The organism is Bradyrhizobium sp. LjRoot220 (genome assembly GCF_964252915.1).
Taxonomy (GTDB): Bacteria; Pseudomonadota; Alphaproteobacteria; order Rhizobiales; family Xanthobacteraceae; genus Bradyrhizobium.
Genome location: NZ_CAXUPS020000003.1, coordinates 695,455 through 716,143, shown reverse-complemented (window position 1 = coordinate 716,143; position 20,689 = coordinate 695,455). Strand labels below are relative to the sequence as shown.

Annotated in this window: 20 protein-coding genes and 1 pseudogene; 11 read left to right on the top strand and 10 right to left on the bottom strand. The window is 63.0% G+C overall.

Annotation, left to right across the window (positions count from 1 at the left end):
- The first annotated feature begins 69 nt into the window (after window positions 1-69).
- The 5 genes from ACSQ84_RS17520 to ACSQ84_RS17500 all read left to right on the top strand — a co-directional run bounded on the left by ACSQ84_RS17520 (window position 70) and on the right by ACSQ84_RS17500 (window position 3,902).
- Window positions 70-954 (top strand): amidohydrolase family protein, encoded by an 885-nt coding sequence (locus tag ACSQ84_RS17520; protein ID WP_436212922.1) that lies wholly within the window; start codon window positions 70-72, stop codon window positions 952-954.
- A 30-nt stretch (window positions 955-984) separates the two neighbouring features.
- The gene (locus tag ACSQ84_RS17515) at window positions 985-1,836 is read left to right on the top strand and encodes a dienelactone hydrolase family protein (RefSeq protein ID WP_436212921.1); all 852 of its coding nucleotides are present in this window, start codon (window positions 985-987) and stop codon (window positions 1,834-1,836) included.
- A gap of 233 nt (window positions 1,837-2,069) precedes the next feature.
- On the top strand, window positions 2,070-2,549 hold the full coding sequence (locus ACSQ84_RS17510; protein WP_436212920.1) for a GNAT family N-acetyltransferase: 480 nt from the start codon (window positions 2,070-2,072) through the stop codon (window positions 2,547-2,549).
- A 101-nt stretch (window positions 2,550-2,650) separates the two neighbouring features.
- Window positions 2,651-3,397, top strand: coding sequence for a haloacid dehalogenase type II (locus ACSQ84_RS17505; protein WP_436212919.1), 747 nt, complete (start codon window positions 2,651-2,653; stop codon window positions 3,395-3,397).
- Window positions 3,398-3,401: 4 nt separating this feature from the next.
- Entirely contained in the window at window positions 3,402-3,902 is a 501-nt protein-coding gene (locus ACSQ84_RS17500) for a YbaK/EbsC family protein (RefSeq protein ID WP_436212918.1), read from the top strand.
- Here the strand turns inward: ACSQ84_RS17500 and ACSQ84_RS17495 are convergent.
- Both ACSQ84_RS17495 and ACSQ84_RS17490 read right to left on the bottom strand, forming a co-directional pair.
- The gene (locus ACSQ84_RS17495) at window positions 3,884-4,291 is read right to left on the bottom strand and encodes a hypothetical protein (protein WP_436212917.1); all 408 of its coding nucleotides are present in this window, start codon (window positions 4,289-4,291) and stop codon (window positions 3,884-3,886) included. The two genes, ACSQ84_RS17500 and ACSQ84_RS17495, sit on opposite strands and share 19 nt — an antisense overlap.
- Window positions 4,292-4,542: 251 nt before the next feature.
- Window positions 4,543-5,523, bottom strand: a complete 981-nt coding sequence (locus tag ACSQ84_RS17490; protein ID WP_436212916.1) for an AraC family transcriptional regulator — start codon at window positions 5,521-5,523, stop codon at window positions 4,543-4,545.
- 284 nt (window positions 5,524-5,807) lie between these two features.
- Here ACSQ84_RS17490 and ACSQ84_RS17485 point away from each other — a divergent pair, with 284 nt between their 5' ends.
- On the top strand, window positions 5,808-8,429 hold the full coding sequence (locus tag ACSQ84_RS17485) for an autotransporter outer membrane beta-barrel domain-containing protein (protein ID WP_436212915.1): 2,622 nt from the start codon (window positions 5,808-5,810) through the stop codon (window positions 8,427-8,429).
- A 9-nt stretch (window positions 8,430-8,438) separates the two neighbouring features.
- On the opposite strand, the gene ACSQ84_RS17480 is transcribed toward ACSQ84_RS17485, so the two are convergent.
- From ACSQ84_RS17480 to ACSQ84_RS17465, 4 genes and pseudogenes are all read right to left on the bottom strand, one after another.
- The gene (locus ACSQ84_RS17480; RefSeq protein ID WP_436212914.1) at window positions 8,439-9,428 is read right to left on the bottom strand and encodes a Bug family tripartite tricarboxylate transporter substrate binding protein; all 990 of its coding nucleotides are present in this window, start codon (window positions 9,426-9,428) and stop codon (window positions 8,439-8,441) included.
- Window positions 9,429-9,547: 119 nt separating this feature from the next.
- Window positions 9,548-10,067, bottom strand: a pseudogene (locus ACSQ84_RS17475) (REP-associated tyrosine transposase).
- An 83-nt stretch (window positions 10,068-10,150) separates the two neighbouring features.
- Complete coding sequence (locus ACSQ84_RS17470) at window positions 10,151-11,065, bottom strand: LysR family transcriptional regulator (RefSeq protein WP_436212913.1); 915 nt, start codon at window positions 11,063-11,065, stop codon at window positions 10,151-10,153.
- A 44-nt stretch (window positions 11,066-11,109) separates the two neighbouring features.
- A complete protein-coding gene (locus ACSQ84_RS17465; RefSeq protein ID WP_436212912.1) occupies window positions 11,110-11,964 on the bottom strand; it encodes a hypothetical protein in 855 nt (284 codons plus the stop codon).
- Window positions 11,965-12,234: 270 nt separating this feature from the next.
- Here ACSQ84_RS17465 and ACSQ84_RS17460 point away from each other — a divergent pair, with 270 nt between their 5' ends.
- The 4 genes from ACSQ84_RS17460 (at window position 12,235) to ACSQ84_RS17445 (ending at window position 15,698) form a co-directional block, all read left to right on the top strand.
- Complete coding sequence (locus tag ACSQ84_RS17460; protein ID WP_436212911.1) at window positions 12,235-12,987, top strand: SDR family NAD(P)-dependent oxidoreductase; 753 nt, start codon at window positions 12,235-12,237, stop codon at window positions 12,985-12,987.
- A gap of 73 nt (window positions 12,988-13,060) precedes the next feature.
- Window positions 13,061-13,759: a pirin family protein gene (locus tag ACSQ84_RS17455; RefSeq protein WP_436212910.1), complete on the top strand. Its 699-nt coding sequence runs from the start codon at window positions 13,061-13,063 to the stop codon at window positions 13,757-13,759.
- Between the two features lie 126 nt (window positions 13,760-13,885).
- Window positions 13,886-14,485, top strand: coding sequence for an NAD(P)H:quinone oxidoreductase (gene wrbA / locus ACSQ84_RS17450; protein ID WP_436212909.1), 600 nt, complete (start codon window positions 13,886-13,888; stop codon window positions 14,483-14,485).
- Window positions 14,486-14,750: 265 nt separating this feature from the next.
- Window positions 14,751-15,698 carry a DUF5996 family protein gene (locus tag ACSQ84_RS17445; protein WP_436212908.1) on the top strand — a complete coding sequence of 316 codons (948 nt, stop codon included), beginning with the start codon at window positions 14,751-14,753 and terminating at the stop codon, window positions 15,696-15,698.
- A 6-nt stretch (window positions 15,699-15,704) separates the two neighbouring features.
- On the opposite strand, the gene ACSQ84_RS17440 is transcribed toward ACSQ84_RS17445, so the two are convergent.
- From ACSQ84_RS17440 to ACSQ84_RS17425, 4 genes are all read right to left on the bottom strand, one after another.
- Complete coding sequence (locus tag ACSQ84_RS17440; protein WP_436213108.1) at window positions 15,705-16,559, bottom strand: protein-L-isoaspartate O-methyltransferase family protein; 855 nt, start codon at window positions 16,557-16,559, stop codon at window positions 15,705-15,707.
- Between the two features lie 246 nt (window positions 16,560-16,805).
- The gene (locus tag ACSQ84_RS17435; RefSeq protein WP_436212907.1) at window positions 16,806-17,000 is read right to left on the bottom strand and encodes a hypothetical protein; all 195 of its coding nucleotides are present in this window, start codon (window positions 16,998-17,000) and stop codon (window positions 16,806-16,808) included.
- A 167-nt stretch (window positions 17,001-17,167) separates the two neighbouring features.
- Window positions 17,168-18,364: a GNAT family N-acetyltransferase gene (locus tag ACSQ84_RS17430; RefSeq protein WP_436212906.1), complete on the bottom strand. Its 1,197-nt coding sequence runs from the start codon at window positions 18,362-18,364 to the stop codon at window positions 17,168-17,170.
- Between the two features lie 13 nt (window positions 18,365-18,377).
- Complete coding sequence (locus ACSQ84_RS17425) at window positions 18,378-19,328, bottom strand: hypothetical protein (RefSeq protein WP_436212905.1); 951 nt, start codon at window positions 19,326-19,328, stop codon at window positions 18,378-18,380.
- Window positions 19,329-19,592: 264 nt separating this feature from the next.
- Between ACSQ84_RS17425 and ACSQ84_RS17420 the strand changes: the two genes are divergently transcribed.
- The gene (locus ACSQ84_RS17420) at window positions 19,593-20,684 is read left to right on the top strand and encodes a glycosyltransferase (protein ID WP_436212904.1); all 1,092 of its coding nucleotides are present in this window, start codon (window positions 19,593-19,595) and stop codon (window positions 20,682-20,684) included.
- Window positions 20,685-20,689: the final 5 nt, after the last annotated feature.

The following is a 20,689-nucleotide window of genomic DNA, read 5'->3' as shown; positions in this document are numbered from 1 at the left end:
CTTGCGGAATTTGTTATATAGTATAATCAATTTTCCGGACCGAAAAATCAAGCCACCGGGAACCCCAAAATGGCCAAGCTCACGCTGCCCAATATCGACGACGTCGTGGCGATCGACATCCACACCCATGCCGAAGAGCCCTGCGGCATGCATGGCGACGACGGCTATGACGATTTCCAGGCGCAGATGGCCGACTATTTCAAGTCGCCGCACAAGCATCCGCCGACCGTGCCGGAAACCGCGGCGTATTACCGGTCGAAGAAGATCGCGGCCGTGATCTTCCCGGTCGACGCCGAACGCGAGACCGGCTTTCGCCGCTACAACAATTACGAGATGCTGGAAGTCGCCTCCGACCATCTCGACGTCCTGATCCCCTTCGTCAGCATCGATCCCCACAAGGGCAAGCTCGGTGTGCGTGAGGCGAAGAAGCTGATCGAGGAATACGGCGTCCGCGGCTTCAAATTCCACCCGACCATGCAGGGCTTCTACGCCAACGACCGCATGGCCTATCCGCTTTACGAGGCGATCAACGAGGGCGGCGCGATCGCGCTGTTCCACACCGGCCAGACCGGTGTCGGCAGCGGCATGCCCGGCGGCATGGGCATGCGCTTAAAATATTCCAACCCGATGTACATGGACGACGTCGCGGCGGATTTTCCCGACCTGAAGATCATCCTCGCCCATCCGTCGTTCCCCTGGCAGGAAGAGGCGCTGTCGGTCGCGACCCACAAGCCGAACGTCTATATCGACCTGTCCGGCTGGTCGCCGAAATATTTCCCGCCGATCCTGGTGCGCTACATCAACTCGATCCTGCAGGACAAGATGCTGTTCGGCTCGGACTGGCCTGTCATCACGCCGGATCGCTGGCTGGCGGACTTTGCAAAACTCGAAATCCGTGACGAGATCCGGCCCAAGGTTTTGAAGGCCAACGCGCGGAAGATTTTGGGTATATAAAGGAGGCGTCCGGTCGTTGGCGGATGGTTGATGAGATGGTGGCCAGTGACCCAACTCGCCAAAATCGTTGTCCTGTTCGCCGCGATCTCGACGGCAAGCATCGCTCCAGGCATCGATCCATGCCTTGCGGCTGAAGCGCCGCCGATCGCGGTCGAAATCGAGAGCCCGCTCGCCAGTTCGCACCCGCTGCAGGGTTACCTGCGGCAGCCCGTTGGCGCAGGCCCCTCGCCCGCCGTCGTCCTGCTGCATTCTTGCCGCGGAGATTGGGCACGGCTGGACCAGCGCTGGGGCAAGCGGATCGCCTCCTGGGGCCATGTGACGCTCACGGTGGACAGCCTGGGCCCGCGCGGTCTGAAGAGTTGCGGCGAAAATCCCCCGCAGAATCTGATCCTGGATGCCTATCGGGCCCTGGCGTTTTTGGCGCGCCACCCATCAGTCGATCCTGCGCGCATTGCGGTGCTGGGTTTTGCGAGCGGCGGCCGGGTGGCGCTTGCCTCCGTCGAACACGGCTTCCTGGAACAGGCATCGCCCAACAAGTTTCATGCCGCCATCGCGTTCTATCCGCCGTGTCGCAGTTTCAAGGGCCGCATGACGGTGCCGACCCTGATCCTGATCGGCGAGCGCGATACCGTGACACCGGCCGAAGAGTGTCGCAACATGGTGGACGGCCGCGACGCCTGGGGGATATCAAGACAGAAGGATCTGGGCGCGCCGATCAAACTCATCGTCTATCCCGACGCCCATCACGGCTTCGACGCACCCAATCCCGCGACACCGCCCAAGCTTTCGGGGCACCATCTCGAATTCAACCAGTCGGCAACAGACCAATCGGTCGTCGCGCTCCGCGAATTCCTCGACGCAACGATTGGCAGGAGAGAGTAAGTCATCCGAGCGGTCCTGTTCAAACCGCAGACAGCTTTTTCTCCTTTACCACGCGCAGGCGCCCGGTGGCACGCTTGTCATCGCATCGCTCAAGAGGATCCTCCGCCCCCGATCATCGATGACACGAGAACATCTTTTCCGTCATCTCACACAATGTTTCCGGACCGTAACCAAGAGAATGCGATGCATTTCCGGTTTGACGACTCGGCTCATTCCTGAGACCGTCATGCACAATGAAAATAACCACGCTCAACATCGAACGCCTCACCGACGAATCGAATTTTGCAGCGTCGATCGCCAAACTCCAGTTCGAGTTATGGGGCCCGTTGACCGGCTTCGACTCTCTTCCCGACTATGAGCAATTTCTTCGCAAGACCGTCCACACGGCCGAGCTTCCAACAGTTCTGGTAGCCCGGCACGGCGACGCGCTCGTCGGATCGGTCAATCTGCTGACCAGCGAAATGACGATCCGCCCCGAGCTTTCGCCCTGGCTAGCACCGTTGTTTGTTGTCGACTCAGAGCGCGGAAGCGGGGCTGGAAGTGCACTCATCCACGCTGTCATCGACCATGCCGCAAAGCTCGGCTTTCGGCGCATCTATCTTTACACATCGGGTACGCTGCCAAGCTATTACGCTTCGCGTGCCTGGCGGCCGATTGAGGAAGTCGGGTACCTCGGCAAGACGCGCACCATTATGGCCTTCGACCTGCCATGAGCGCATGGCTCCGGTAAAATGCGAGTTGCCCGCAGGGTGGATAATTTCGACACTGCCATCTATACAATCCGGAAGTCAGTTTCCTGCCAACAGGTGATGCCGTGACCATCAAAGCCGTCGTGTTCGATGCCTATGGCACGCTCTACGATATCCAGTCGGTGGCATCAGTCACCGAACAAGCGTTTCCCGGCTACGGCGACATCATCACGCAGGTGTGGCGGATCAAGCAGCTGGAATATACCTGGCTGCGCTCGCTGATGCGGCGCTACGAGGATTTTTCCGATGTGACGCGGCAGTCGCTGGTCTACACGCTGCGCTGCCTCGGCCTGAACTACGACGAGGCTGATTTCGCTGAGATCATGGACAAGTATCTGCATCTCGATCTCTATCCCGATGCGCTTGCCTCGCTGGCGGCAATGCGGGACAAGAAGCTCGCCATTCTCTCCAACGGCAGCCCTGACATGCTGGGCGCGCTGGTGAAGAACTCTGGCCTCGACCGCGTGCTCGATGCCACCATCAGCGTCGACGCCAACAAAATATTCAAACCGAGCCCGGATGCCTACGCCTTGATCGAAAGCACGCTTCACATCCCGCCGCACGAGGTCCTGTTCATCTCCGCGAACCCGTGGGACGCCTGCGGCGCCAAGGCGTTCGGGCTCAATGTCGCCTGGATCGAACGGGTGACGCCGGAGGCGATGGCGCAGGCCTGCGCGAAGACCGATCTCGTCCCGCCGCTCACGATGTTCAAGGCGATCCGCACCCAGATGGATGAACTCGGGCTCGAGCCCGACTACCGCATCCACGCGCTCGCCGAATTGCCCGACCTTGTCGCTGCCCGAAAGTCCTGACCCCATGAGTCTTGAATCCGTTCGCGCCTTCTTCGCCGAGAAGGCGCCTGAAATCCCGGTGATTGAATCCACCATGAGTTCGGCAACGGTCGCGCTCGCGGCCGAGGCTTACGGCGTCGAGCCGGCGCGGATCGCCAAGACGCTGTCGTTGCGGATCGGCGAGCGCGTGGTCTTGATCGTGGCGGCCGGCACCTCGCGGATGGACAACAGGAAGGTGAAGGCGCAGTTCGGCGGCAAGCCCAAAATGCTCGGGCTCGACGAGGTCGCCGAGATTACCGGCCATGAAGTCGGCGGCGTCTGTCCGTTCGGGTTGAAGACGCCGCTGCCGGTGTATTGCGATGTGTCGCTGAAGGCGTTCGATATCGTCGTTCCCGCCGCGGGCTCAACCCACAGCGCGGTGCGCATCACACCGGCGCGGATGGCGGAACTGACCTCCGCCGAATGGGTCGATGTCTGCGAAGTCAAGCCGCCACAGGAAGCTACGGCCTATTCGTCATCCTCTTGATAGGGTCGCTGATAGGGTCGCGGCTGCAGTGGCTGCGGCTGTACCGGTTGTGCCGCCGCACGGCCGCGCGGCGCGACCTGCTGTTGCTGCACCCGGCCGGCCGATGGCTGTTGCGCATTCGCCTGCGATTCGAACACCGCGCGGCAATTGTTGGAGAGCTGCGGCGTGTTGGTCCGCAAGCACGCCACGATCCGGCTGACATCCGGAACCTGATCGCTGCACAACCGCCATACGTCAGGCGTGCAGGCCATCTGCTGCTCCCAGGTTCCCCGATACTCCTGGGCGGACGCTGTTGATTGCAGGGCGCCAACGCTTCCGATCGCGAGGGCAAGACTGAGCACCACAGGTCTGAGCACAATGCGTGGCGCGGCCAGATCCGCTCGTTTCATGTCCGGTCCTTTCATTCGAGTGGAGTTGGCGTGCGGGTTCCAGGCCTGACAATCCCGGACTCGCACCACTCCAAAACTCTCCAATGAATGCGGCCAAGCGACGTTCAAACGGACAAAAAAATGTGAATGGAGTTCCCTACTCCACCTTGCCGATCTTCTTCACCGCTGGCGCCTCGCGGAGCGCTCGTCATGGCGCCTCGTCTGAATGACGAGCATCGCCATATGCAGGGCAGGACGCAACAACAGCCCCGCTACTCTTTTTCTGAGCGACGCATTTTCGCGTCCAGAGGCGTGATGCCAAAACGCCGGCGAAACGATCGGTGGAAATACGAGACATCGTTGAAGCCGGCGAGATAGGCGATGTCGCTTATCTTGCCCCTACCGTGCCGCGGATCACGCAGCAGCCGCGCTGCACGCAGCAGCCGCTGCTCCAGAACGAATTCCGAAAAGGTGGCGCCGCTTCGCTCGAACAGCAACTGAATGGTGCGCGGGCTCATGCGGTGGCGCTGCGCGAGCTCGGCAAGCGTGAGGCTGCCGTCGCCGAGGCGCGCCAGAATGTCGGCCTTGATCGCTTCCAGGCGAGCCGCCGCAAGGCCGCGGTCTTTCGCGAGTTCAGTCTTATCGCCGCGAGTTCCCAGCATCAGGACCACCAGGTCGAGGAGATGCTGCGAAACGGCACTCCGCGCCAGCGCGTCGAGACCCGGCGCATGCTGAACCGCGAGGTCATAATACTGGCGCAGCATCGCCGCGAGCGCGGGGTTGTGCCCGAGCGGGCGCGCGATGCGATCTTCGGCATCGGGACAATAGGCGAGCAGCGTCCGACGATCGATGAAAAGCGACTGAAATCGGCCTTCGGTCAGTTGGGAGACGTCGGCCCCCTGATGGGCCGCATCGGCAAGGCCGACACCCATCGGTTCAAGGTCGACCGACCGGCCGCCCACCGTGATGCGCATCGGCGCGGCCGTGGCCAGCACGAAGGCGAGCGCATTGTCGCGATCGGCACCGGTCGCAACAAACTGCATCGGCGAACCTGCGGCGCCCGACATCATAAGTCCGGGCAGCGGCAGCGCGGTCACGTCGCATCGCACGGGTCCTGTCGCGAGTGGCGCGACATCGCCGCACATCACACGGCGGCAAAACTCCTCACGCCACATGTCATAGGCCGGCCCATCCGGGTCGCCGGTATAACCCAGACGCGGCCCGCCGCGGTTCGATTGGTTGTCGGCCGCCATAAGCGCGCGTCTCCCAGGCTCGTGTAAAGGAACACCAATATCGGCTTGGCGGCCCGGCGCAACGTCCTCAAACGCAATTGCGCGTCAGGCCATTTAATCTTGCGCCGCAGTCCATTCGGTGCGGCAACGCGTCGCGCCGCCAGCCCGGCCGTCCGTGGCAGCGCTGCAACAGGCCGGCACGAACTGGCGTCCTGCGCCCTTGGCCATAACGCGTTTCGCACAGCTCCAAGAAGCGTCGCGACGTTCCCGCTAGCAGTTCAGATACTGCAACGAAGGAACTGCCGATGCCGACTGGAATACAGGCCCGCGCCCAAAACGCCGCCATGCCGAATATCTTGCGCAACAGGCTGCTCGTCACCACCGCGCTGGCGCCGCTCGTACTCGGGGGACTGCTCGCGCTGCCGCCCGGCCCGGCGCGCGCCGCCTGCACGGTGGCCGGCACCGGCACCATCGGCGCACTCGACTCCAACGATGTGGCGACCTGCACGGGCCTGGGCAACACCGACAACATCAACGCTACGGGCAAGACCAATGTCACGGTCGATATCGGCACGGGAGGCACCCCGGCTTCGCTTATGCCAGCCGCCTTTACGGCGGTCAGGTTGGCAAATACTTCCTCATCGCAGGTGAATGTCAATGATCAGGGAACGATTCAGCACGCCAACAGCGATGGAGTGCTAATCACCAGTGGCTCCGCCAACAACACGATAACGATTGCAGCCGGAGGGCTTGTCACGGTCACCAGCGTCGGCTCGGTTGCCGTTGGCGTTGTCGATTCCAACAACAACACCGTCAACATCGGCGGCACTGCGTTCGCTAACGCCGTCAGCGCGCAAGGTGTGGTTGTTGTCGGGACATCGACTTCAAATTCAATCAATGTGCTCGCTGGCGGATCCGTCATCGGCTTTGATGGCATTTTTTTCAACGCCGGCGGCAATACGATCAACAATTCCGGTACGATTTCCGGGACCGTCGCTGCGGGAATCACGGGATCGACCGGCGTCGACACCGTCTTCAATTCGGGCACGATCACGGGCGGCGGCGGCACCGCGATAAATTTGTCGGGTGGCGCGGACTCGCTCACGCTGGCGCCAGGATCGGCCATCACCGGACTTGTATTTGGCGGCACCGGCACTGACACCCTGGGATTTGGCGGGACCGGAAGCGCCACGTTCAATCTCGGCAATCTCGGCGCCGGCCTGCAATATGACGAGTTCGAATTGCTGCGGAAAACCGGCACCTCGGTCTGGACACTGACCGGCAATACCACTTTCAACGGCGCGACGACGGTGGATGCCGGCGGCCTGATCGTGAACGGCACCTTGCCGTCCATCGTCACCGTCAATGGCGGCTATCTCGGCGGCACCGGTACGGTCGGCGGTCTCGTCGTCAACAATGGCGCTACGGTCGCGCCCGGCAATTCAATCGGCACCACCAACGTCAACGGCAATGTCACCTTCAATGCCGGCTCGACCTACCACGTCGAAATCAACGCCGCCGGACAATCCGACAAGATCGCGGCGACCGGCACGGCGACCCTCCATGGCGGCACCGTGCAGATCGTGCCACTCGGCACGGGCTTTCTTGCCAACACGCAATACACGATCGTCTCCGCGGCCGGCGGCGTCACCGGCACCTTCGCATCACTGGCGCCGCTGACCGCGCCGCTGGTTTCAGGGCAGCTCAGCTACGACGCCAACAATGCGTATTTCATGCTGCAGCAGATCGCAGGCTTCGGCACGCTGTCGGTGTCTGGTTTGACCCCGAACCAGGCCGCCGTGGCCGGCGCGCTCGACACGGCCCAGCCAGGTGGCGTGTCCGAGCCACTCTCCACCGCCATCAACACGCTCGCCGCGCTCAACGCGCCGGGCATCAAGGCCGGTTTCGACGATCTCGCCGGGCAAATTCACGCCGATGGCCGCCGGTTCACCATCGATCAAGCCGGAGCCTTCCAGAATTTCATGTGGAACGCCGGTACCCAGTCGCGCGGCGAGACCTTTCGTGCATCGGCTTCCTCCTACGCGCCGCAGCCAACGGACCCGATTGGCAAGGCGCTCGGGCTGCGACGCATCGCGCCAGCACAGACCGTGTGGGTTGGCGGCTACGGCAACTGGGTCAAGGCGGCCGCGACAGACATCGCCTTCGGCACGAGTGCAAGCGTCGGCGGCGCGGCGCTCGGCGTCGATCTGTGGCACACCGCAGACTTCGCCGCGGGCCTTGCGGTCGGCGCCTCGAGCGGCAAGCTGCGGATGGCGGGCCGCGCCGACAGCATCGAGGCCAATGCCGGCCACGGCGGTTTTTACGCGCGCGGCGAAAGCTACGGATTCAACCTCGCATCGGCCATCAGCTATTCCTTCGCGGCGCTCGAATCTTCGCGCACGGTCGCATTCCTGGGAGAGACCGCCACCGGCCGGTCCCATGCCAACACGTTTGCCGCCACGGTCGGGATTGCGCGCCCGTTCCAGTTCGGCGACCTCAAGGCCGAACCCTTTGCCAACCTCGACTGGTACGCGACGCGGCAGAACGGCTTTAGCGAAACCGGCGCACCCGGTGTGAACCAGATCGTACAAGCCGGCGGCTTCGATGCGTTGTTCGGCACCGCGGGTCTGCGCTTGATGCACCAGACCGTGATGGCCAATGGCCTTGCAGCGCAATTCGGCGTCACGCTCGGCGCGCGCCATGAGTTTTCCGGCAATGCGCCAGCCATGACAGCGGCCTTCGAAGGCGCGCCGGGAATTCAATTTGCGATCACCGGCGTCGGACGCGCCCGCACCACAGCGCTCACCGGCATCGAGGCAAGGTGGGACCTTACGGCCACGACGTCGTTCAAGGCCTCCTACGAGGGCGCGTTCGCAGCCGGATTCGACCGGCACACGCTGCGGGGCGCCATCCGCAGCGCCTTCTGAGCCAAACCCCTACTCCACCTTGCCGATCTTCTTCACGGCGGCAACCAGCCGCGCGCTGTCGTCGGCAACGAATTTTGCGAACTCCGGTGCGTCCATGTAGGCGACCGGGCTGCCCGCGGTCTCGAAGGTCTTGATCACTTCGGGCGCCTTCACCGCCTGCGCCATCGCGTTGCGCAACTGCGTCATGATCGGCGCCGGCAGCGCGCTCGGCGCGAACAATCCCGCCCAGATGTAGAACTCGACGTCCTTGTAGCCGAGCTCCTGGAAAGTCGGCAGATCGGGGAAGCTGGCGATCCGCGCCGCGCCCCAGTTCGCCAGCACGCGCATCTTGCCGTCATCGACCTGCTGCTTCAGCGTGCCCGGCGCCGAGGCCACCGCCTGTACGGTGCCGCTGAGCAATGCGGTCAACGCCGGTGCGGCGCCGCGGAACGGCACGTGCAGCAATTTGATGCCGGCGCTCGCGGCAAACATTTCCATCGCCACATGCAGCGTGCCATAGGGGCCCGACGAGCCGTAGGGAATCTGGCCGGGGCGTTTTTTGGCGTCATCGACGAAATCCTGCAGCGTCTTCCACGGCGCCGAGGCCGGGACCGCGAGCAGCGTGGGATCTGCGAGCACGCGCGCGACCGGCGCAAACTGCGATACTTCATAGGCCACCGGCCGGTCGAACAGCCGGTCGGCCTCCGGCAGCACCGCCAGCGACGACAGCGTCATCAGCAACGTATAGCCGTCAGGCTCGGCGCGCGCCGCCGCCGCATTGCCGACCGACCCGCCGCCGCCGCCGGCGCGGTTGTCGACCAGCACGGGCTTGCCGAGGATTTTTTCAAGCGCCTGCGCCACCGGCCGCGCCGCCAGATCAGCCTGGCCGCCCGGCGGAAACGGCACGATCATGGTGATGTTGCGCGAGGGATAGGCGCCTTGCGCAAACGCCGCATGCGAGAGCGCGGTTTGCGCCAGCGGCAGCACGGCAGCGGCTTTCAGGAGTTCGCGTCGGTTCATTGGCATTTCCCCCGGAGTTTGTTTTGGTTATTGGGGGTAGCCTAGCCCGAAATCGTAGGGTGGGCAAAGCGACTTGTCCGCCATAGCTCGAAGAGCGAAGGCGGAAGCGTGCCCACCATCTATTCTCCGAACGCTCCTCGGATTTCCTTCACGTCTCCACCCCAATCCGCCGCCAGTTCGCCGCGCTCAACATATCGATGAAAACTGCTGTGCGGCCAATCAGCGACGCGTGTGACATGCCCATGCTTCGCCGGATTGTAATGGATGTAATCGATATGCCTCTCGAGATCCGCGTCATCGCGGATCGCGTGTTCCCAATAGCGCCGTTGCCAGATGCCTTTTTCGCGTTTGAGAATCTTGCTTTCCGATCGTGGTTGCGCTTCGAGACCTCGCGAAAAGCCGCTCTTGATCAGACTCCAGCGGGTCGCGAAATCAGTATCGCCTTCCGGCAGCGCCCAAACGGCGTGAATGTGATCCGGCAAGATGCAAATCGCGACTGTGTCAAACGGCCGGCGTTCCATCGCAGTCCGATAGACCTTCCGAAGACGAGACTTGCTCCACAAGCAGATTGCTCGACCGGTCGGCGAGAACGACCGTGAAGAAAAAGACGCTGCCTTTGGCTCGACGGTATTGAGACATGGCGAACCATATCATGTGTGAGATGGTGGGCACGCTTCCGCCTTCGCTCTTCGAGCTGCGGCGGACAAGTCGCTTTGCCCACCCTACGAAGCCTTCTTCTTCCCCTTGGCAAAATGCTGCAGCAAAAACTCCGCCAGCACCTCGACGCGGGCGGGGCGCGGGCCGCCGGGCGGGGTTACCAGATGCACCGCGCTTTCCGGCTGCTTCCAGCCCTTCAAGACCACTTCGAGCTTGCCGGAGGCGATGGCGTCGCCGACGATGAAATCGGGCAGATCGGCAATGCCGAGGCCGGCAATGACCGACGGCAGAACCGCCTCGCCATTGTTGACGCGCAGCTGGCCCGCCGGGCGCACGCTGGCCTGTTCGCCTGATGCGTTGGTGTAGTGCCAGACGCCTTGCGTCGACAGATAAGTGTAGCCGAAGCATTTGTGCTGGGCGAGATGCATTGGGTGCGTCGGCCGGCCGTGGCGTTTGAGATAGGAGGGAGCGGCCACCGTGTAGCGCGGCATGGCGCAGAGCCGCCGCGCGATCAGCGAGGAATCCGGCAGCCGCGCGATGCGCAGGCCGGCGTCAAATCCCTCGCCGATTAGGTCCACCGTGGCGTCGCTGAGATGCAGATCGATCGAGACTTCCGGATATCGCGCGAGGAATTCCGGCAACAGCGGCGCCACCGCCTTGATGCCGAACGTCATCGGCACCGCGAACCGCACCAGCCCGCGCGGCGCCATCGATTGCGACAACGCCTCGTTCTCGGCCGCCTCGCCGTCGGCCAATAGCTGCGTCGCGCGCTCGGCCAGCTTTTGTCCGGCATCGGTCAGCGCGAGCCGCCGCGAGGTGCGGTTGAACAGCCGCGCGCCGAGCCGTTGTTCGAGCCGGCTCACCGCCTTCGATACCGTGGCCTTGGACAGCGCGAGCTCGGTTGCGGTCGCCGCGAACGAGCGCAACTCCACGACCTTTGCAAAGATCGCAAGCGCTTCGAAATCCGGAAGTTTCGCCATTCGGCCCGCCTGTAGGATCAGATTAAATCGGGCCTCGCCCGACGTCAGGATGCGAGCTTCACGATACCATAGGGATTGAATTTGAAGTCAGCTTCGGCGTAATCCGACTCGAAGGAGAGCGTTGCGCGGCGCGACTTGAGCGTCGCCTCCAGTCCGTGCCGCGCGATCTCGTCGGCGACCGCATCCATGGCCGCGACGGCTTCGCGTTCGCTGCCGTGGAACTTCGGCACGAACACTTCCGGCAACCCCGTGAGGTGAAAACCGACGCTTTCCAGATAATCGTCCGAGGCCAGCGGCCGTTTGGCGAATGCCAGGCGGCACGCGCGGCGCAACGCGAAATCGTCATCGGATTTCAGCGCCGCACTGGCCTGAAGGATGAGTTCGTTCCACCTGGTGAGGCCGTGCGCGACACCGGCGCTCTCGCCCTTGACGGCGGTCGCCCCCGCCTTGACGACCTGGTGAACCAGCATCAGGGCACCGGTGGAAACGACAATGGCGGTTTCCGACGTCATGGGCGGGCCCAGCACGTAGAGCACCGATTGGTGATTTTCCACGGCGTCCTCATCGGCGCCCAGACGGGCATTGGGATGCACGCGATCCCAGGAGACCCCGAACGAGCGGCTCATGCGCGGATCCGACTTGTCCTGCGAATAGGTGTGATCGACGGCAAAACCGGTAGCGAAATCGCGGATCGCCGATGAGGCGGCGTCCGATAAACGAGCCAGGCCGTTCGCACCGCCAAGGAAGCAAAGGACGTGACGGGGCTTCACGGATGCTCGCCGCGCTTTAGCGGCGGCATCCTGACCGGACGAGGCCGCTTTCTGGCCGCCAGCATCGGACGGCCCGGCCATCAGCAGCGCTCCCATGAATCCCAGTACTCCGCGACGAACGGCGTTCATTCACCAAACTCCTCGATACGGCGCCGAACGATGGGGCCCTGACCTCGCCCCGGTGCCTCGCGCCCGAGGGACTTGGCATCAGTCTGGCCAGCCTGCCCTGTGGTTCGGTCAAATTGGCCGATTTCCGGGTTTGCGCGATCCGGACATCCGGATTCCGGCAACTCGCATTATATCATATATAGAAACAATGAGTTTCCATAGTTTCTATTTCTATACCAAGGCGGGACGCATATCCAATGGTCATCGGAATTCAAGCAATGGAGAAATCCAATGACCAAGAAACTTTCAGGCAAGGTTGCCCTCGTCACCGGCGGTTCGCGCGGCATCGGCGCGGCCAGCGCCCGGGCGCTCGCGGATCAGGGCGCCAATGTCGCCATCAGCTATGTCGCCTCCCCTGACAAGGCCGAAGCCGTCGTGAAGGAGTTGAAGGCCAGGGGCGTCGAAGCCCGCGCCTTCAAGGCCGACCAGGCTTCATCTGATGAAGTCGAGCAGCTCGTGAACGACGTCGCGAAACATTTCGGCCGGCTCGACATCCTCGTCAACAACGCCGGCGTCGCCGTCAGCGCGACGGTCGATGATGCCAACGCCGATACCGCGGCACTGGCCCGCCAGGACGCGATCAATGTCCATGGCGTCGTCACCGCGATCCGCACCGCCTCGAAGCTGATGGGCGAAGGCGGCCGCATCGTCACGATCGGCTCGGGCATTGCGACCCGCGCCTCGTTCCCGGGCCTTGCCGACTACGCCGCCACCAAGGCGGCGATCGTCGGCTACAGCAAGGGCGCGTCGCGCGATCTCGGACCGCGCGGCATCACCGTCAACGTGCTGCAGCCCGGTTCGATCGACACCGACATGAACCCGAAGGATGGCGGCGAGGCCGCCGAAGCCCAGCGCACCCAGCACGCCCTGCAACGCTACGGCACCGCCGAAGAGATCGCGGCCGGTGTCGTGTTTCTCACCAGCCCGGAAGCGTCGTTCGTGACCGGCACCGTGCTCAATGTCGATGGCGGCTTCGGCGCCTGATCACTCATCCACCCCGACGAGGCCGGGCGAGTCGCGCCCGGCCGCCCACACAAAATTGAAAAGGAATATTGCAATGATCGAACTCAGACCCTTTGCAAAACTCGGCGGCGCCGACCACGGCTGGCTGAAGGCAAAACATCACTTCTCGTTCGGCAGCCATTATGATCCCGACAATATGGGTCATGGTAGCTTGCGGGTGTGGAACGATGACGAGATCGCCCCGAACACCGGCTTTCCCGCCCATCCCCACGCCAACATGGAAATCATCACCTATGTCCGCGAAGGCGCGATCACCCATCAGGATTCACTCGGCAACGAGGGTCGCACCGAAGCCGGCGACGTGCAGGTGATGAGCGCCGGATCCGGCATTCGTCACGCCGAGTACAATCTGGAGCCGACCAACACGCGGATTTTCCAGATCTGGATCGAGCCGACCACCAAAGGCGGCCATCCGACCTGGGGCGCCAAACCGTTTCCGAAGTCGGATCGCTCCGGCAAGCTCGTCACCATCGCCAGCGGCATTGCCGGCGACAAGGACGCCTTGCCGATCCGCGCCGACGCCCGCGTACTCGCCACCACGCTGAAGGCGGGCGAGAGCGCGGAATACGAGGCAAGCAAGGCGCGGCATCTCTACCTGGTGCCGGCGGCCGGCAGCGTCGAAGTCAACGGCGTGCGCGTCAACGCCCGCGATGGCGTGGCGATCCGGGATGAGACCAGGCTGACGATTACGGCGCTGGAGGATAGCGAACTGGTGCTGGTCGACGCGGCTTAGTCACAACTCGTCATGCCCGGCCTTGTGCCGGGCATCCACGACTTCCCTTCAAAACCAAGGACGTGGATGGCCGGGACAAGCCCGGCCATGACGATCCTGTATTTTCAACTTCAAAGGAGACCCACAATGCCCAAAATACTCGTGCTCTATTATTCCGCCTACGGTCACATCGAGGCGATGGCGAATGCCGTCGCCGCGGGCGCGCGCGAAGCCGGCGCCACCGTCGACATCAAGCGCGTGCCCGAACTGGTACCCGCCGAGGTCGCCAGGGCGTCACATTACAAGGTCGATCAGGCCGCGCCTGTCACCAGGATCGAGGAGCTCGCCGATTACGACGCCATCATCATCGGCACCGGCACCCGCTTCGGCCGGATGGCGTCGCAGATGGCGAATTTCCTCGACCAGGCCGGCGGCCTTTGGGCCAAGGGCGCGTTGCACGGCAAGGTCGGCGGCGCCTTCACCTCGACCGCCACGCAGCATGGCGGCCAGGAGACCACGCTGTTTTCTGTTATCACCAACCTCCTGCATTTTGGCATGACGATCGTCGGCCTCAACTACGGCTTTGCCGGCCAGATGAAGCTCGATGAAGTCACCGGCGGCTCACCCTATGGCGCCAGCACGATCACCGGCGGCGACGGCAGCCGCCAGCCGAGCGACAACGAGCTCGCCGGCGCGCGCTATCAAGGACGCGCGATCGCGGAGACCGCGAAAAAACTGCATGGCTGATGTGATTGGGGGCGGCATTCTCTTTGGGGAGTACCGTCCCATCTATCCATCGGGGACGATGGATTAGCTATGGTCGAATTTCTCTTTATGGCTCAGCTGGTGCGCCGTCCGCTGCAGGCGATTGCACGGCGCTGGTGGTGCCGCAGCCTCTACCGCGCCTCACGCGGTCAGCGGCGCTGCCCGGAATGCACCAAATCGTGAAATCCGGTTACGGATTTCGTGATACGAAATCCGTCAGCTGCTTTCATCGAAACAGGGTTCAGGCATGAACAACTTTTCGCAAGGCCCGTGGCCGGAATTGCCGACCGCGGCGTGGCGTGACAGCTATGCGACGCTGCACCTCTGGACCCAGATCGTCGGCAAAATCCGGCTGACCAAGGCGCCATGGCTGAATCACTCCTGGCACGTGGCGCTTTATGTCACCCCACGCGGCTTGACTACGTCGCCGATACCGGATGGTGCACGAACATTCCAGATCGATTTCGATTTCATCGATCATGCCTTGCGCGTGTCGACCAGCGATGGCGCGCAGCGGCAGTTCGCGCTCGCGGGACAATCTGTCGCCGGGTTCTACGCCGCCACAATGGCCGCGCTGGCGGAACTCGGTATTGCCGCACCCATCGATGAGATGCCGAACGAATTGCCGGAACCGATCCGGTTTTCGCAGGACACTGTGCACGCCAGCTACGATCGCGGCGCGATCACGCGCTTCCTGCAAATCCTCGTGAACTGCGATCGCGTCTTCAAGCAATTCCGCACCGGCTTCCTCGGCAAGGCCAGCCCGGTGCATTTCTTCTGGGGCAGTTTTGATTTGGCGGTGACGCGTTTCTCCGGCCGGCGCGCGCCGCGCCATCCCGGCGGCGTACCCAATTTGCCCGACGCGGTCGCCCATGAAGCCTATTCGCATGAGGAGAGCAGCGCCGGCTTCTGGCCGGGCTCCGGCGCGGTGGACTATCCCGCGTTTTATTCCTACGCCTACCCCGAGCCTGCGGGCTTCCGCGCCGCCAAGGTGCGGCCGACCTCAGCCTTCTTCAGTGAGGCGCTCGGCGAATTCATCCTGCCCTATGATGCCGTGCGCACGGCCGACGATCCCGACCAGGCGCTGCTCGATTTCCTGCAGAGCACGTACGAAGCCGCGGCGATTTCAGCGAACTGGGATCGCGATGCGCTGGAATGCGATCCGGGCAAGCCGGGCGTGGTGCGGCAGGTTTAGGTACGATCAATCCTCGCCCGCGGTGCCGGCCTCTGCCGTCGAAAGCCACCAGCCATCGCCCGCAAACCAGCAGCTATCATCGACGGCGTTATCGCGCCGAAGAGACCGCACGCGGTCCCAGCCGCGGAGAAACGCTTCCGTCAGACGGTGGCCGGCATCCTCGTCCTGAAGACCGACGCAGCCGATGAACTGCGCCCGGCCAAAGAACTTCGCCGGCCAAATCGCCTGCCGATCGGATTGTTTGACTAACAGCATCCCGCCATGCACGCCCGCGGGCGCAAGCGGAAACAACAGCCGGCCTCCGGGACGCAACGCATCGAGCCACACCTTGGCTGGTTGGGCCGCACCGGCACAAACGTAGATCAGATCCGCTTTTGGCAAGTCCGGCGAAATGCCCGACCTGGCCTGAACATTGGCCTGCGGCAGGCTTTTCAGATTTTCGCGCGCGCGATCCGCCAGGCTTTCGTCGATCTCGTAGGCGTGCACCTGTCCGCGCGGCCCGACGAGTTGTGCGAGGATAGCCGTATAATATCCCGTGCCCACGCCGACCTGCACGACGGTCTCGCCTTCCTTCAAGTCGCAGGCCCCGAGCCAGTAGGCATGAGCACTGGGCATTCCGATATTGAGGTGCTGCGCGCTGTCCAGCGCGACCAGCGCATTCTGATAGATGAACGCCGGATCATCATTCGGGGTCTTCACATAATCATGTGCGCCGAGCGTGATCAGCCAGGGCCCCGGCCCCACGAACGGTTCGCGCTTGACCGCGCGAAACGCCTGTTCAATCCGTGAATCGCTGACCTTGGCCGCGGCGCAGACGAGGCTGGCATAGAACGAATGCAGATTTTCCGATCGGTCTTCCATGATGAACTTCCGGCATTGCGACGCTTGATCGTATTCGAGACTGTCGCCCGCAGGAAGCTCCGCAAGGATGGGCAAAAGGCGCTGCCTGGAATGCAGCAAATCGCGAGGTCGGCGTGATGAGGGAAGGCTGGCCGCTGGCCCGATCCGTAGGGTGGGCAAAGCGCAAGCGTGCCCACCAACTTCCGGCGTCGCACATAGTGGTGTGCACGGCGCAAGTGCGTCTTTGCCCACCCTACGAACCAAACTTTAGTGCTGAAGCTGCGGCTTCACGACCGTTTGCCGAACTTCGGCGCCGCAGTCGGCGCATTCGTAGGTGAAGTCGATCTTCGCCATGCTCCAATGCGGCTCGACGTCCCTGACAAACATCGGCAGCCCGACGCAGCTTGGACAAATGACGAAAGCCGGCTCGATCTCGTCGTGATGGTGGATATAGGCTGGCATGTCGGCACTCCCCACGGAGGTATTCAGCTGTAGCCCCTGACCCGATCACCAGCATACGCCGCTGCCGCAAAGGCGATCATGAACTCTTGCGAACACAGGAAGAACACCCACACAATCCTGCCGTGTGTGACAGTTTTGCACGACCGTGTCGTCTCGGCCACAGATCGTCAGTTCTCTTCGCGGGACCAGGGTTTGGCGAGCCCCCGCTTCAAATAGGCGGTGAGCTTCGGATAGTTGCGCAGTTCGCGCACGGCGCGGTCGCGCCATGCGTAGGGCAATCCGCGCAGGCTCAGCGCGGAGCCGATGTCGACCAGCGGCAGATGCATCACGCCAAAGCGGCGCTTATAGTCGTATTCGCCGACGCTGAAGTCGAACTCGCGCACGCCGTCCTTGTGCAAGGCTGCCATGGTACGTTCGATGACCAGCCGGCCCGGCGAACAACCCGACCATTTGTCGCCGGCGTTGCTGACCCGCACCATGACATAGCGCGGGCCGCTGCGAACGCCGAGCAAGGTCGCGACGATTTCCTCGCCGACAGTCAGCGTCGACACCACGGCATAGCCGTCGCCGACGCCATTACGCACGAGGCTTTGGTAAAAATCGGCATGGGCCCCGTCGTCGAGAACGAAGTTTACCCCGAGATGTTGCATGCGGGCGCTCTGTTGCGCATCGAGGGCAGCAAGAACGCGCAGGGCTTCGTCCTGTTCGCCTGCAATCCTGAAGGCGGCACCGGGATACGCCGTAAACGCGCGCCAGCTCCGTTCGAGAACCCGGCGAACGTCGCGCTTGAGCGAGCGCTTGTATTGGTCGAAATCCTCGCCTGTGGTGACGAGATTTCCGTTCAGCGCGCACGGTCCGGCACCATCAAGCATCGCCAGCGGATTGGAGCCGCCCGGCAGATCGAGCGGCATTTTCTTGAAGCGAATGAGATCCGCGCCGCCAGGCAGCCGGCGCAATGCCCGCCGCAAGTCGCGCCACAAGACGGCCGCCGCCTTCGGTTCACGCGGCGCGGCCGGACCGAGCAGCGGCGCGTTGTAGTCGGTCAGCTCGAGGTCGGCGAATTCCACCACGCAGACGCGCTTCAGCTTGCGCCTGATCAGCGGCAGCAGCAGTGCGATCTCCCCCGTCACGCGATCCCTGACCGTTGCGACCAGCGGCTCGATACCGGGCTGTCCGGCGAACGCGCCATACCAGGCCGCGAGCCATTTTTCGTGCTGGAAAATGGTCGCCTGTCCGAGACGATACGCAGCGGCCCAGCCGCCTGCGACGCTATCCCAATTGTCGAACTCCACGGAGAACGCCGCAACCTGCGACGTGCGGTTTCGGGCCACGTGCCGTGCTGCGTCGTTCGTCAGTGTCGTCACGATCAAGCCGCCTTCATGCCGCCTTGGAAAGATCCTTGGAAAGATCGACCACCTGCTCGGGATGGTCGTGGTCGAGCCGGAATTCGATCTCGTTGCGCGCCTTGCGCTCTCGCTTGACCCAGGACGTGTTGCGCAGCGCCTTCTGCATCACCGCCTTGCCCCAGAACGACGGACCCTTGAGCGCGCGGCTCTTGGGCGTATATCCGAAGCGATTGCGCAGCAGGCCGTTGGCCAGATTGACGATCCGGGTCCGCCTGATCTCTTCGTTCTCGTAACCCACCGTCATGGAGATGTTGACGGTGCCGAGATTGTCGACGCGATGCGGCGCGTTCAGCGGCCAGTTCAGCATTTGCCCGGGCTCGAGATCGAGCACGGTCGCATAGCGATCGTACCATTCGTGATAGGGCATATCGAGTTCGAGCTCGAACAGCTGGATATCCTCGAGGTTCTTCGGCGTCACGAAGGGAGGGTTCGACGGATAGATATGGACGCGCTTGCGGCCGACGATTTGAATCAGGCTCTGGCCGGGAAGATCGGCGTGGTAGTGAACCTGTGCGTTCGGCGCCGAGATCAGAATGCCGGCGTTATACTGGTGCGGCAACGCGAAGTGCGGGACCTTCTCGCCGATTTCGGCGAACATCTCGGCCAGTATGTCGCTGTATCGGGAGTCGATGTCCGAAACCATGCGCAGATTGAGCCAAAGGTCGCCCCTGGAAATCGCGTCGATGACCTGATGGCCGCGGAAATTGCCGATGTCGCCCTGCCGCCAGATCCGCTTGCCGTCTTTCACGCCGGTCTGCATCAGGCTGTAGTGCTCGCGCGGATAGTGCTCGATCAATTCAGCAAGGCGCTCCATCGAGAACAGCGGCGACTTGTGCATGTTGTGCGCAAGCCGGATGGGTGCGTGCCCCCACAGCACCGAATGGCTATCGTCCCAACTGCTGAAAATGCGATCTGCTGCCATCGTCCAAACTCCATTTAACTTACAATTTTTTTCTGCCGGGATGACGTCCCATTCCGGGCTGCGTCTTGCACACGCTGTCCCGAAATCTCAGATGGCTGCCACGCCGCCGGTCGTCCGATGTCCCGTTATGAGACGGCCGGATGACCTTCACGCTCCAATTGGCAAGAAGGATGCCGCAGCGGTGTCGCACCCGCTTACCGGACGATAATGTCTGAGATGTATGGCTAACGCTGGCATAACCGAGAAGGCAGCGGCGACCCCACGATGGCTTCAAAACCTCCATATCGCGCGCTGTTTCTCGGCGCGGGAGCGCAAATGCAGTGCGGCGTCGGGCAATTCACGCGATTGCTGGGCGAGACAGTCGAGAAGGCCGAGCCCGGGAGTTGCACGACGTTAACCCTGACGCGATCCGAAGGATCATTCACCGAAATCTGGCGTGCCGTCGGCTCGGCCCAAAGCGTTGTGTGCAACTTTCCGATCGTTGCCTGGAAGCGCGTGATGTTTGCGCCGCTGCTGGCGATGGCCATGACGCGGCTGCGGCGGCGCAAAATTGTCCTGATTCAGCACGAATGGGCCGGGCTGCACTGGCTGCGCCGGATCACCTATATCCCGGCGCTGCTGCTCGCCAATACCATTGTGATGTTCTCGCCGCTGGTGCGGCGCGAACTGACCGAGGATCCCCTGGTCGGCTGGACCGCGAAAAAATCCGTGCTGGCGCCGCTGCCGCCGAACATAGAGGCGCCGGCGGGGATTGCGGATTCGGAGTTGCGTCAGCGCCTCGCAGCAGCAAGGCAGGATGGGCGGCTGGTAATCGGCCATTTCGGTTCGATCTATCCAGCCAAGCAACCCAATGCGCTGCTGGAGATCGGTGCGATCCTGAAGCAGCGCGGGCTGCGGCCGCTGATCGTCTATGTCGGCTCGTTCATCCGCGGCACCGACAATGTCGAGCAGGAATTTCATGCCCGCGCCACCGAACTCGGGATCGCCGATGACGTGATTGTATCCGGCTTCGTCGCCTCCGATCACGAGGTGTTCGGGCTGTTCGGCGCGGTCGACGCGTTTTGCTATCCGCTCGATGAAGGCCTCACCGCGCGCCGCTCCAGCGTTCTGGCCTGCGTGCAGGCCGGCCGGCCGCTGATCGTGACCGGCCCCGCGCTGCCTGACGAGTTCGACCATCATGTGCGCTTCAAGCAATTGATCGATCGCGGCGCCATCGTGCTGGTGCCGCGGGGATCGGACGCGGACGCCTACGCCGATCGGATCGTTTTCGCGCTGAAACGGCCGCCCGTGCAAACAGCGTTCGACTTCGATGGGTGGTGGCAGGACGCCGCGAACGCGGTTCGCGCGCAGCTTTGAGCCCC

Bases quoted from the DNA above. Each gene is read 5' to 3' on its own strand.
- ACSQ84_RS17520 (WP_436212922.1), top strand. From the start codon at position 70: ATGGCCAAGCTCACGCTGCCCAATATCGACGACGTCGTGGCGATCGAC.
- ACSQ84_RS17515 (WP_436212921.1), top strand. From the start codon at position 985: ATGAGATGGTGGCCAGTGACCCAACTCGCCAAAATCGTTGTCCTGTTC.
- ACSQ84_RS17510 (WP_436212920.1), top strand. From the start codon at position 2,070: ATGAAAATAACCACGCTCAACATCGAACGCCTCACCGACGAATCGAAT.
- ACSQ84_RS17500 (WP_436212918.1), top strand. From the start codon at position 3,402: ATGAGTCTTGAATCCGTTCGCGCCTTCTTCGCCGAGAAGGCGCCTGAA.
- ACSQ84_RS17495 (WP_436212917.1), bottom strand. From the start codon at position 4,291: ATGAAACGAGCGGATCTGGCCGCGCCACGCATTGTGCTCAGACCTGTG.
- ACSQ84_RS17490 (WP_436212916.1), bottom strand. From the start codon at position 5,523: ATGGCGGCCGACAACCAATCGAACCGCGGCGGGCCGCGTCTGGGTTAT.
- ACSQ84_RS17485 (WP_436212915.1), top strand. From the start codon at position 5,808: ATGCCGACTGGAATACAGGCCCGCGCCCAAAACGCCGCCATGCCGAAT.
- ACSQ84_RS17480 (WP_436212914.1), bottom strand. From the start codon at position 9,428: ATGAACCGACGCGAACTCCTGAAAGCCGCTGCCGTGCTGCCGCTGGCG.
- ACSQ84_RS17470 (WP_436212913.1), bottom strand. From the start codon at position 11,065: ATGGCGAAACTTCCGGATTTCGAAGCGCTTGCGATCTTTGCAAAGGTC.
- ACSQ84_RS17465 (WP_436212912.1), bottom strand. From the start codon at position 11,964: ATGAACGCCGTTCGTCGCGGAGTACTGGGATTCATGGGAGCGCTGCTG.
- ACSQ84_RS17460 (WP_436212911.1), top strand. From the start codon at position 12,235: ATGACCAAGAAACTTTCAGGCAAGGTTGCCCTCGTCACCGGCGGTTCG.
- ACSQ84_RS17455 (WP_436212910.1), top strand. From the start codon at position 13,061: ATGATCGAACTCAGACCCTTTGCAAAACTCGGCGGCGCCGACCACGGC.
- wrbA (WP_436212909.1), top strand. From the start codon at position 13,886: ATGCCCAAAATACTCGTGCTCTATTATTCCGCCTACGGTCACATCGAG.
- ACSQ84_RS17445 (WP_436212908.1), top strand. From the start codon at position 14,751: ATGAACAACTTTTCGCAAGGCCCGTGGCCGGAATTGCCGACCGCGGCG.
- ACSQ84_RS17440 (WP_436213108.1), bottom strand. From the start codon at position 16,559: ATGGAAGACCGATCGGAAAATCTGCATTCGTTCTATGCCAGCCTCGTC.
- ACSQ84_RS17435 (WP_436212907.1), bottom strand. From the start codon at position 17,000: ATGCCAGCCTATATCCACCATCACGACGAGATCGAGCCGGCTTTCGTC.
- ACSQ84_RS17425 (WP_436212905.1), bottom strand. From the start codon at position 19,328: ATGGCAGCAGATCGCATTTTCAGCAGTTGGGACGATAGCCATTCGGTG.
- ACSQ84_RS17420 (WP_436212904.1), top strand. From the start codon at position 19,593: ATGGCTTCAAAACCTCCATATCGCGCGCTGTTTCTCGGCGCGGGAGCG.